This is a genomic window from Deltaproteobacteria bacterium (assembly GCA_016930875.1).
Lineage (GTDB): Bacteria > Desulfobacterota > Desulfobacteria > Desulfobacterales.
Window position 1 is genome coordinate 1 of record JAFGFW010000186.1, and the last position, 11,033, is coordinate 11,033.

Genomic DNA, 11,033 nt, shown 5'->3' on the forward strand with positions numbered 1-11,033 from the left:
ATCAAAAGCTTAAAATTCTTACCCACGTAAAAAGTTTAGATGACTATGCTAAGTGTTCTACTGAAGAAAAAGTTGAAGTCCGGAAAGCTCTTTATGCAGACAAAAAACTGATTGCTTCCTTTGTTCACGAAAACCCTCAAAAGTTTTCTGAAGAGAAACTCTCAATTGTTTCTAATTGGAAAAACTTTATTGAAGGAGACTTTCATATTGAACGATTTTTAAAGAGATACACCGTTTTCATTAAAGGCGCTGATGTATATGGAGTGATAGGCCTTTATCAAGGATTCGATGAGTTGGTTCATCGTTCCAATCTCCCTCTATATGTGCAGACTGTTCTATTACCCTTTAAGGGAAAAATTGTATACGATGGTATTTTTCAACCATACAACATCTATTTTGGTGGTGGAATCAAACGTAATTTAAGAGAATCCTATATGACAGCAAAACAAAATAATCGTATTATCGAAAGTCTTGAACCAACTCAAAAGGGAACTCAAAAGAAAAAACTGAGCAAACCTTTAAAAAATTGGATGCCTGAATTAAACGAACTTGCTGGCAAAGCAAAACATTTACGTGGAAGCTCCGAACATCCGGCAATTTATAGTCCGGCATTCAATATGGTAAAGGCGAGTATAGAATTTGCTCAACTAGCGGTATCTGATTCAGCTGACTTGGATCATCTCTATAAATCTTTGAGGAAAGTGGAACGAGCATTTAGTAAATCAAATACGGTACTTAATCGAGAAGAATATTAGTCAATGAAGCTCCCTGCAGCAACTCGCCGACGCGCCATAGCTTGGGCGACGGTGCGCTGCGGGGTATTACGGCGAAGGCGAATAAAAGGCTTCCATAGGCCTTCGAAATGGGCAATTTCGGGACGTCCTGTTTCGCCCTTTTTCTTTTGCTCCTCATTATCTTCCAGTTTTCTTCCCATGTGCCGATAATAAGGTCACGAAAATAGACGCCTGATGATTCCCAGGAAAAAACGGCGACGTCGAAGGATCATGCCTGGAACGACACCTGCCAAGTGATAAGGCAAGAACTCCCGACCAGTCACATCCCACCCGAGTCCCCACCGCACCACCGCGTATACGCCCCACACGGCCACCCCAAGAATTACAAGGACGGTTCCGAGGGCCGTCAACAAGTTTTTCTCATCCATTGTCTTTGCCTGTTCGTTTTGCCCTTTCCACCACCCGGCGGAAGTCTGGTAAGCATCAGCGTTTTTTAGGGTTTCTGGTGGCACAATTACACGCCCCGTTTTTCTTCTCAGACATGATTTGTTTGATAATGGTGGACGTGCTGTTTTCCTCAATGTCCTTCAAGATGTCGTCCGATGTATAGTCAAAGCAATAACAAATCTTTTCAGACATGAATGTTACAACCCCCTTCCATTAAGGTAAGCCCACTCCTTCGCAAGAGGCATGCCATGCTTTTCTCCTGACGAATTTAAGGCAAAACCTCCGCAAGAAGTACGAAAACAAACAATATATGCCTAATAAAGCATATTATCCAGGGGTTGCCAGCCACCTCCGGAGGTTATATATAGGCGGAAAAAGTCCCCATCGGGCGATTTTAACCCTATATTAGAGGAGGAGGCCATGTCCACAATATTGAGAATTAATACCAGGGAAAAGACTCACAGCTTTGAAGAGGCTGGCGGAGATCTCGCCTCCCTGGGTGGAAGGGCTTTGACGTCGAGACTGCTTCTTAATGAAGTTCCTCCCGCATGTCACCCCCTCGGCAAGGGCAACAAGCTCATTGTAGCGCCCGGGCTGTTGTCCGGTACGGCCGCTGCCAACTCGGGAAGGCTCTCAGTGGGAGCCAAGTCTCCGCTAACCGGCGGGATCAAGGAAAGCAACTCAGGAGGACTTGTTTCTCAAAAATTGGCAAAGCTTGGCATTAAGGCCGTTGTCCTTGAAGACAAGCCCGAAGATGCTGGCTTGTCTCTTATCGTCATCAAGAACGACTCGGTTGAGATACTGCCCGCCGATGAATATGTGGGCCTTGGCAATAATGAAGTCATCAAGAGGCTGTGGGAAAAGTACGGCAAGCGCGTGGGAGTGGTGACTATCGGTCCCGCGGGTGAGCAGCGTCTCACAGCGGCTTGCATCAATTTTGCCGACACAAATGGCCGACCCGGCCGGGCAGCCGGTCGCGGAGGCCTGGGCGCTGTCATGGGTTCCAAGGGCGTGAAGGCCATCGTGGTGGACGACAGCGGTTCCGGCAAGGTCCCGCTAGCCGATCCGGACGCCTTTAAGGCTGCCAACAAACGTTGGGTTGAAATACTCAGGGGCCATCCAGTGACCGGCCAGGGGCTTCCCGCCTATGGTACCGCCATCTTGATCAATATCATCAATGAAGCAGGCGCCCTTCCTACGAAGAATTTTCGCTCCGGTCGCTTTGAATTCGCCCAGGACATCAGCGGCGAGCACATGGCCGAACTCATTGAAAAACGTGGCGGAAAGACAAAGGAAGGCTGCCATCCCGGCTGCGTGATCCAGTGTTCCAATGTATATAACGACAAGGACGGCAAATATCTCACATCCGGCTTTGAGTACGAAACCATCTGGGCCCTGGGCGCTAACACTACCATCAAAGACCTGGACGATGTGGCCATGTTGGACGGTTTGTGCGATGATATCGGCCTGGATACCATTGAAACAGGAGTAACCCTTGGCGTAGCCATGGAAGGCGGACTCATAGCCTGGGGTGATGGCAAGGCGGCCATAGAACTTGTAAAAAAAGTCGCCACAGGTGAACCGATGGGCAAGATCATCGGAAATGGAGCGGTCTTTACCGGCCAGGCCCTGGGCGTGGATCGTATACCCGTGGTGAAAAGACAGGCCCTGCCCGCCTATGACCCGAGAGCCGTAAAGGGTGTGGGGGTGACCTATTGCACGTCTCCCATGGGCGCGGATCATACTGCAGGCTATGCAGTGGCCCCCAACATCTTAAAGGTAGGAGGCGATGTGGATCCCCTCAAAAAGGAAGGTAACGTGGAGATCTCCAAGAATCTACAGATTGCTACCGCAGCTATTGACAGCGCAGGGCTTTGTCTGTTTGTGGCCTTTGCTGTTCTGGATACTCAAGACGGTGTTCAAACCATAGTGGATATGCTCAACGCCCAATATGGCCTGAGTCTCACACCCGATGATGTGGTCAGTCTCGGGATGTCTGTCTTAAACGATGAATACGAATTCAACGCAAGGGCCGGTTTCACAAAAATCCATGACAGGCTGCCTGAGTTCTTTCAAGAGCCCTTGCCACCCCACAATACGACCTGGGATCTTACCGACGAGGAGCTGCAACAAGCGAAAGATTTTGGGTAACCGGATGCGGTCTCGGAGATCATGTAGGCCATTGCACTCATTAGTGTTCATCCATGAATAGACTTCATGGATGAAGGCCTTTAGCTGTCGGCAATTAGCTATTACCCACAAAACCAATAAAAGCAAGCGGTTAAGCTGAAAGCTAACCGCTAAGGGCTCATCGCTCCATCCGAAAATCTTTGATTTGTGGATGGGCACTCATTGGGAAAGAATGGTGTCCGACTCTACCGCTTTCTACAGTAAGTGACCCAGAGAGTCCTGTTGAATTAAGCAGGACTCTTTTCGTTCACTGATCTGGAAGTCTTGCCGAGCTATGGCCACTGTCTTGTTCAATGCATTTTCGTTTCTTCAGAAAAAATTGAAGGCGCAAAACCGACCTTATGCCAATGCCTCTATAGACGTGGCCGAAGGGACCACCGTCACTGACCTTGTTAATGACGTGGGCCTTGAGGTTGAGGAGATAGAGGCCGTATTTGTCAATGGATCTGTTACATCTTTCGATGCAATCCTCCACCACGGGGACCGCGTGGCTCTTGTTCCACCAGGAACCCCCGGACCCTATCGGGTACTCCTTGGAATGATAGCGCAACAGAAAAATAGCAGGTGACCGAGGCCTTCTTCCATGGCAACAGATATTCAGCTCAAACTGTTTGCCTCTTTGAGTAAGTTCCTGCCCTCTGATTCCGACCGCTTCCCGATATCTTCAGGTGAAACCGTTCAAGATGTGCTCATGACACTGGGCGTTTCCCTTGATGACGTGAAGCTCATTTTCATCAATGGCATCAAAGGGGAACTCACGTCCGTGTTACAGGGTGGCGAAAGAGTCGGTATCTTCCCGCCCTTGGGAGGGGGATAGTCTTCATGGCCACAGAGCTCACACAGAAAGTCGCCGAAGTCTCCAAACCGTCCAAATACCCGGATGGCGACTCATATATGAGCCTGTCCCTGGAAGATATTTTTAAGCTCTCCAGGTTACATGATGTGCCGGGCCGAGAGGTGGAGATTGCAGCCCTTGAAACAGGGGTCGTACCGGAAAGGTACGCACGGAATATGAAGACGTTTTCGCTCCAGCAGCAGGCCACTCTGCTCAAGTCATACGTCAGCGTCGTAGGCCTTGGGGGATTGGGAGGTATGGTGATTGAGATTCTGGCTCGCATGGGTGTTGGCACACTCACGCTGGTTGACGGAGATACTTTTGAAGAGAGCAATCTGAACCGGCAATTTCTTAGCGCCGAGAAGATGCCGCACAAGACAAAGACGGGGGCTGCGGCCAAGCGTATCCGGGCGATCAATTCTTCTGTCGTGGTTTATCTCCACGAGGAATATCTCAGTGAAAAGAATTCGACTCGCTTGCTTGGCAAATCAGATGTGATTGTTGACAGCCTCGGAGGCCTTGAAGACCGATTTATATTGGAAAGCGCTGCAAAGAAGCTCGGTTGCCCTCTGGTTTCGGCTGCTGTTGCCGGACTGACGGGCCACGTTACCACCGTTTTTCCTGAAGACCCGGGATTGGAACTAATTTACGGCAAGCCGGATAGCTTGCCGTCAGCAGGGGCAGAGGCGAGCCTCGGCTGTTTACCTCAAGTCACAACTCTGCTGGCGACATTGCAGTGTTCTGAAGTTGCCAAAATATTGCTAAAAAAAGGCGTGGTCTTAAGAAACAAGATGATGGTTGTTGATCTTTTGGACAACACATTTGAAGTAGTGCGCTTGCTTTGACGCCAGACCTTGCATCGTGAATCGTGAAGAAGTGAAAGTGTGCTCTCGCTCGAAGCCTATGAAACCGCCAAAAAAGCCCCGGAATCTGAGCAAGAAATGGCTGTAGTATGAGAATGTGCAATAGAAGATTTGAGATGCAGGCTACATACTGTCGCAATCGTTTAGAGGACTGTGAACAACCACGGTGGAAAACTCTGGGAAGAGTATGAATTCTTTTACCTATTCTATGACCTTTGTTACATACAAAGCCCTGTCCAAGTCTAGCCCTATATCTTATAAGGGTTTATTATAATTGATAAAAGCTATACCATGTTGACTTGGTATGATTTATGCTTATGTTAAAATTAATTGCCTCACGTTCACTTGGTGACAAGGCGGTAGTATTATAGATCACATGGCCAGATGGTCGGCATGTTAATGAGGAGTACATTGTCTTGGGTCGAAAAGCATTCCCCGTCATTTTCGCGCTAGGGTTGTTCTTGTGCTTTGCTGAGCTGGCTTCCAATATCGCCGGAGCTTGCTCGGCGCCTTGTGACATGCTGTGCGGCCAACAAAGTGGAAGATTGAAAGAGTTTGGTCAGCCACATGGTTGCCGTTGTGGAGCCAATGAACCCCTGTGTGACGTTTCAAAGGGCTGTGCTTCAGGGTTGCCTGAGTTCGCCCTATCTGTAGTCCCGACGGTGAAAAATCCCACACCGGCACACATAGTAGTCAATACAACCTACGTAAGTTCGTGTCTTGACTTTCCGGCGGCCATTAACTCGGTTTGGACGTTAGCCATAGGGCCGCCCGTACCGCTTTTCCTCTCAAATCTTTGCCTTTTGTGTTAACCCCTTCCTCGCAGCTCCTGCATTATCCTCTGAGAAGACCGAGTCTCTAGCTGACCGAAACCTTTTGTGGCGTCAAGCCGCAGGCTCCTTACTCTTTTATGATCAATCTTGCTCGGCCTATCTCTCGCGGTAGCAGTCATGCAACTGTAGTCAAATACCTGACAACGTGTAAGGGAGGCTTAAAGAAGAATGAAAAACCTCGGTCAATTCACAATGTGGTTTGGACTGATTGCCATATGTATATCCTCTGTATGTTACATGGTCTTGAGTTCCAAGAAAGACAATGTGACGGTCAGAAATACAGCTCGCTTCAGTTTCATCGGTTTTGCCGCGCTAATTACAATCGCTTCAATGTTGCTGATGCATTCCATACTGAACCACGAATTCATCTATAGCTATGTCACGCGATACTCGTCCCGCGATCTCCCTTTACTGTACTTGATTAGCTCTTTCTGGGCGGGCCAGGAAGGCAGCTTTCTGCTCTGGGTATTGCTCGGCGCCTGGCTTGGCATCCTGCTTATGTACAAGGCCAAGAACATGGAACCCCAGGTCATGTTCATTTACAACCTCAGCAACCTCTTCCTTATGATTCTGCTGATCAAGCAGAGTCCCTTTGGATTGCTCAACTTTGCCCCTTCTGACGGCAATGGACTAAACATGCTCTTGCAGGATCCCTGGATGGCTATACATCCGCCGGTGGTCTTTTTGGGTTACGCCGCATTTGCGATCCCCTTTGCCTATGCAATGGCTGCCCTTTGGCGAAAAGACTATGACCAGTGGATAAAGCCCGGCTTACCATGGGTTGTATTTGCTTTTGTGAGCTTGGGGGCTGGTATCATCATAGGAGGGTACTGAGCTTACAAGGTCCTGGGTTGGGGTGGCTACTGGGGTTGGGATCCCGTGGAAAATGCATCGTTGTTACCTTGGTTGGCCGGTATGGCGCTTATGCACGGCATGGTCCTCCAAAAGACAAGGAATAAGCTCCGGAAGACGAACTTCGTTTTAGCTGTTTTTCCCTTTATCCTGGTCATCTATTGCACATTTCTTACGAGATCGGGGGTTTTGGCTGATTTTTCAGTTCACTCCTTTACGGATTTGGGAATCACGGGCTGGTTAGTGCTATTTATGACCGTCTTCATTGCCATTTCTCTCTATCTCCTGTTGACACGGGCAAAGGAAATACCTGCATCTGACGGAGAGAAGAATGTGCATTTCTTTTCCAGAGAATTTGGTTTTATTACCGCCATGACTGTTCTGTGTCTCTCTACTGTCATAACCGGCCTTGGGACATCCGCACCTCTAATCACCAGAGTCCTTGAAAAGGCTTCAAAAGTCTCAACCGATTTTTACGTGGACACGAATCTCCCTCTGGCCATTCTCATGGTGATATTGTTGAGCTTTGTTCCGTTAATGGGATGGGGAAAGAACAATCTCTCCAGGCTGGCCCCTAAACTGGTATGGTCCTTAATAGGAGCCATCGTAACGGGAACAGTCGTTCTCTTGAAAGGCTACCCAGGAATAGGCGTACTACTCCTGGCGCTGTTTGCCGGTGCGGTGGCCGCAATGAACCTGGCCCTTGCCATAAAACTCGGAAGAAAGAAGATCTCAATGTCCAGTGGTGCTGTGGCCCATTTGGGGGTGGGTTTGATGTTCCTGGGTATTGTCGCTTCATCAATCTATGACCAATCAGAAAAGGTATCACTTTCTCAAGGTTCAGTAGGAAATGCCTTGGGCTATGATATCAATTTTGAAGGTCCCAAAGTGACTGAGGAAGCCAAAAGCATCCGCTTAATTCTTCCATTGAATGTAAAGAAAGAAAACATTCAGTTTACTGCATTGCCAGATATTCGGTCTGAACGCACCCGGGATGGCCAGACGAAGCGTTTTGTAAGTCCCCACATTCGGTGGGGTCTATTGTCGGACCTTTACATATCACCTGTAGATTTCAACCCAGGCGAAAGGCAATCCCTTAACCATCTGGATCTGAAAAAAGGACAGAAGATTCAGTTCGGCGACTATGCCCTAACGTTCACGGCCTTTGATTTATCAAGTGGAATGGGCCAACAAGATTCGAAGGACCTCAGCGTAGGAGCGAATATTGTTGTGTCCTATAAGGGTCAAGACCAAATAGAACTGAAGCCATTCATTACGGTTGGAGGTGAGCATCAACACAGCGGTTCATCGAGTCGGGTCAAACTGCCTGGGCCTGATGAAGCCTACGTGACTCTTGAGACCGTAAACGCCGGTGCAAAGACCATCCACCTTGACTACCAAGGCCCGAAACTTGGGAAAGAAACGGACAAGAAAAAGGCCCTGCCTGCGGTAATCGCAGAGGTGAGTATTAAACCTGGCATGACCGTCCTGTGGTTGGGAACGTTCTTGATGCTTTTTGGCGGTGGAATAGCAATTGCCCGGCGATGGGACAAATGAACAGAGTTCGGGATTGTGACTGGCAGCCAGCTAAGGTAGAGACACTTCGTACGAATATCTGAGAAAAAATCGGCAACGTATATGGATACGTTTCTTCGAAACAATTGCTTGAGATACTAAAACGGTTAGACAGTGGACATTATAGAGCCACAGGACAAGGAGGATAGCTTAATGAGACTTCTTAAATCCATACTACTAGCATTGCTTATAGTGACGGTTTCGGTTGAGTTTTCATTAGCAAACGAAGGCGTAGAACCCGCACCGGTGATTGAAGTTGAGGAGCCTACTTATGACTTCAAACAAGTGTCCCAAGGGGAAATTGTAAAACACGATTTTCAGGTGTCCAATCGTGGTGAAGCGCCTCTGGAAATTAAGAAAGTAAAGCCCGGTTGAGGCTGCAGTGTAGCCCGGTTTGACCGGACTATCCCTCCCGGTGGCGAGGGGACAATTACTCTCGAAGTGAATACCAAAGATAAACAAGGCAATATCCATCAAACCGCTCGCGTATTCTCTAACGATCCCAAGAATTCCGAATTGACCATCGGGATGAAAGGCAACGTATGGACGCCCATCCATCTTCGTCCCAAACACGCCCACCTTGCAGGGACCTTGGGTGAGAAAATCGAAACGGTTGTCCATATGATGGGTGAAAAGAAGGATCCCTTGATCGTAAAACTTGCTTGGGTCTCCATTCCGGACAAGGTGGAAGTGGAACTGACCGAGATCGAAAAAGGTCGCATCTGGGAAGTAACGGTTGAGAATAAGGCAAAAGAACAGACAACGTACAAGGGGCAAATTAAACTCACCACAAACTATCCGGAAAAACCTGAGATGGTAATCCGCATTACAGGCCATGTCAGGCCACCGGTTGAAGTCAGGCCAAAGACATTGAACTTTGGCCGTTTGGCGGAGGAACGGCTACAGCAGTTAAAGAAAAAGGGGAGGTTCATGAGTCGCCCTCTCATGCTTATTTTGAACAGGGGCAATGATTTGAAGGTCAACAAGGTTGAACTCGAAAAATCGCTTTTTCAAGTTGTTATCAGGGAAATGAAGCCAGGTCGTATGTTTCAGCTCCAGGTCCAAGCCGTTTTTGAAAAGCTGAAGAAGGGCGTAAATACGGACCGTCTAAAGATTTACACGAACCAGAAAGACAGTGAGGTTCTGGAAGTGCCCATCCGTTTTGAAATCTTGTAACGAGGTTGATGGAAACAGCGTTTCTTCTTAGGAAATATTGTTTCCACTCTATTGATTCTGGTTGCTTTTTTGTGCAAGGACCCGGCTAAACTTCAAAAAAGGAGGGTTGAAGATGAGAAAACTTTTTATTGTGCTTGCAGTATTAGGGTTGTCAGTGGCTCTGGCTGCTCCTGCCTTCTGTGAGGAACGGAAGGAATGCGGCCCTGGTTATGGCTACGGTTGCGGTGAGGGCATCGGAGACATGATGGGCCCAGGTTACGGTTCGGGCGGCCACATGATGAGTCCCCGCCACCGCGCCTGTGGTATGCATGGACCCGGCCGGGACAGACATGGCCGTGGCTGGGGATGGGGTCCGAGCGCCCGGGGCTGGAAGTCGATGAAACCCGAGCAGCGGAAAAAATGGGAGAAGATGCGGAGTGACTATCAGCAGGATACCCTGGAGTTAAGAAAGCAATTGGTTACAAAACAAATGGAGCTGGAGACCTTGTGGGCTCAGCCAGAAGTGGACAGCCCCAGGGTTGACAAGCTTTCCAAGGAGGTAGCCGACCTCGAGGCAAAGCTTTGGAAGAAACGCGACGAATACTTGCTGCAGTGTCGCCAGAACTTCGGCGATCAGGGTTGGACCTGCCCCGGCGGCAGATGGTAAGGCGCTCCACTGATACCTGAGCCACAAATGAGGGGGAACTTCCCGGTTCCCCCTCACCTCAGGACATCCCTATGCCGTTACTCCTTCTCAATACGTTCGAGAAACTGACGTGCGATTCCGTTAGTTGGGTCGATTTCCAGAATCTTTCGAAGTTGACCACGAGCCTTTTGCAAATCCCCCATATCTGCGTAAAGCATGCTCAGGTACAACCGTGCGTCCAGGTGTCCAGGATCAATCTCTGTTGCCTTCAAAAACTCCTCTTCAGCAAATTTATCATCAGAGTTTCTTTGATAGGCCATGGCTAGACCAAAGTGATTGTCAGCGCTGTCGGGATCGATTCCCAAAGCTTTCCTAAAGGCACGAATGGACTTCTCTCCTTGGTTCAACTCCCCGTAAGCCATGCCCAGGTTGAAGTAGATACGCTCTCCTTGAAATCCAAGCCCAATCGCCTTCTCATAACAAGATACTTCCTTCAAGTGGTTTCCCGTCTGGCCGTATGCGTAACCAAGGTGATATAGTGCAAACCCATTCTCAGGCTCCTTCTCTAGAAACCGTTGATGAAGAAGAATGCCAGCATCATAATCTTGCCGTCGCATGGCGCTGTCTGCCTCTTCATCACAAATCCATGTTTTGTTAATATCACGGCTTTTCCCAAGAGGAATTTTCGAACACCCTGCGGATGGAAGCAGACCAGCCAAGCACAATACTACGACTGTGAACTTAAAGATCCTGTGATTGAGTCTTAGGGCTCGCTCAAAAATAACTTCACATTTTGATGCGCCGATCCATCCCGCATGGCTGCGTTGCTCGTCGGTTAAATAGCTTGCTATTCGCCCTCCTCGCGTCTTGCCATGCGTGCGCCTCGACTCCTGAAAATGTAAA

Annotated in this window: 13 protein-coding genes; 10 read left to right on the forward strand and 3 right to left on the reverse strand. The window is 48.7% G+C overall.

Features of this window, described 5'->3' with window-relative positions:
• On the forward strand, window positions 1-755 hold a 755-nt coding region (locus tag JW883_15695; protein MBN1843707.1), incomplete at its 5' end, for a hypothetical protein.
• 194 nt (window positions 756-949) lie between these two features.
• On the opposite strand, the gene JW883_15700 is transcribed toward JW883_15695, so the two are convergent.
• Window positions 950-1,246 carry a hypothetical protein gene (locus JW883_15700; protein MBN1843708.1) on the reverse strand — a complete coding sequence of 99 codons (297 nt, stop codon included), beginning with the start codon at window positions 1,244-1,246 and terminating at the stop codon, window positions 950-952.
• Complete coding sequence (locus JW883_15705; GenBank protein MBN1843709.1) at window positions 1,218-1,373, reverse strand: hypothetical protein; 156 nt, start codon at window positions 1,371-1,373, stop codon at window positions 1,218-1,220. The genes JW883_15700 and JW883_15705 overlap by 29 nt, the downstream gene beginning before the upstream one ends.
• A gap of 228 nt (window positions 1,374-1,601) precedes the next feature.
• Here JW883_15705 and JW883_15710 point away from each other — a divergent pair, with 228 nt between their 5' ends.
• From JW883_15710 to JW883_15750, 9 genes are all read left to right on the forward strand, one after another.
• Window positions 1,602-3,332, forward strand: coding sequence for an aldehyde ferredoxin oxidoreductase (locus JW883_15710; protein ID MBN1843710.1), 1,731 nt, complete (start codon window positions 1,602-1,604; stop codon window positions 3,330-3,332).
• Window positions 3,333-3,645: 313 nt separating this feature from the next.
• Window positions 3,646-3,939, forward strand: a complete 294-nt coding sequence (locus JW883_15715) for a MoaD/ThiS family protein (GenBank protein ID MBN1843711.1) — start codon at window positions 3,646-3,648, stop codon at window positions 3,937-3,939.
• A 15-nt stretch (window positions 3,940-3,954) separates the two neighbouring features.
• A complete protein-coding gene (locus tag JW883_15720) occupies window positions 3,955-4,188 on the forward strand; it encodes a MoaD/ThiS family protein (protein ID MBN1843712.1) in 234 nt (77 codons plus the stop codon).
• Window positions 4,189-4,193: 5 nt separating this feature from the next.
• Window positions 4,194-5,051: a HesA/MoeB/ThiF family protein gene (locus JW883_15725; GenBank protein ID MBN1843713.1), complete on the forward strand. Its 858-nt coding sequence runs from the start codon at window positions 4,194-4,196 to the stop codon at window positions 5,049-5,051.
• A gap of 1,019 nt (window positions 5,052-6,070) precedes the next feature.
• Entirely contained in the window at window positions 6,071-6,736 is a 666-nt protein-coding gene (ccsA, locus tag JW883_15730) for a cytochrome c biogenesis protein CcsA (GenBank protein ID MBN1843714.1), read from the forward strand.
• Between the two features lie 45 nt (window positions 6,737-6,781).
• Complete coding sequence (locus JW883_15735; protein MBN1843715.1) at window positions 6,782-8,311, forward strand: hypothetical protein; 1,530 nt, start codon at window positions 6,782-6,784, stop codon at window positions 8,309-8,311.
• Window positions 8,312-8,482: 171 nt separating this feature from the next.
• The gene (locus JW883_15740) at window positions 8,483-8,704 is read left to right on the forward strand and encodes a DUF1573 domain-containing protein (protein MBN1843716.1); all 222 of its coding nucleotides are present in this window, start codon (window positions 8,483-8,485) and stop codon (window positions 8,702-8,704) included.
• Window positions 8,705-8,770: 66 nt separating this feature from the next.
• Window positions 8,771-9,505: a hypothetical protein gene (locus tag JW883_15745; protein MBN1843717.1), complete on the forward strand. Its 735-nt coding sequence runs from the start codon at window positions 8,771-8,773 to the stop codon at window positions 9,503-9,505.
• 112 nt (window positions 9,506-9,617) lie between these two features.
• Window positions 9,618-10,151, forward strand: coding sequence for a periplasmic heavy metal sensor (locus JW883_15750; GenBank protein ID MBN1843718.1), 534 nt, complete (start codon window positions 9,618-9,620; stop codon window positions 10,149-10,151).
• A gap of 77 nt (window positions 10,152-10,228) precedes the next feature.
• Here the strand turns inward: JW883_15750 and JW883_15755 are convergent.
• Window positions 10,229-11,033 (reverse strand): tetratricopeptide repeat protein (locus tag JW883_15755; GenBank protein MBN1843719.1); only part of this gene is annotated, 805 nt, incomplete at its 5' end.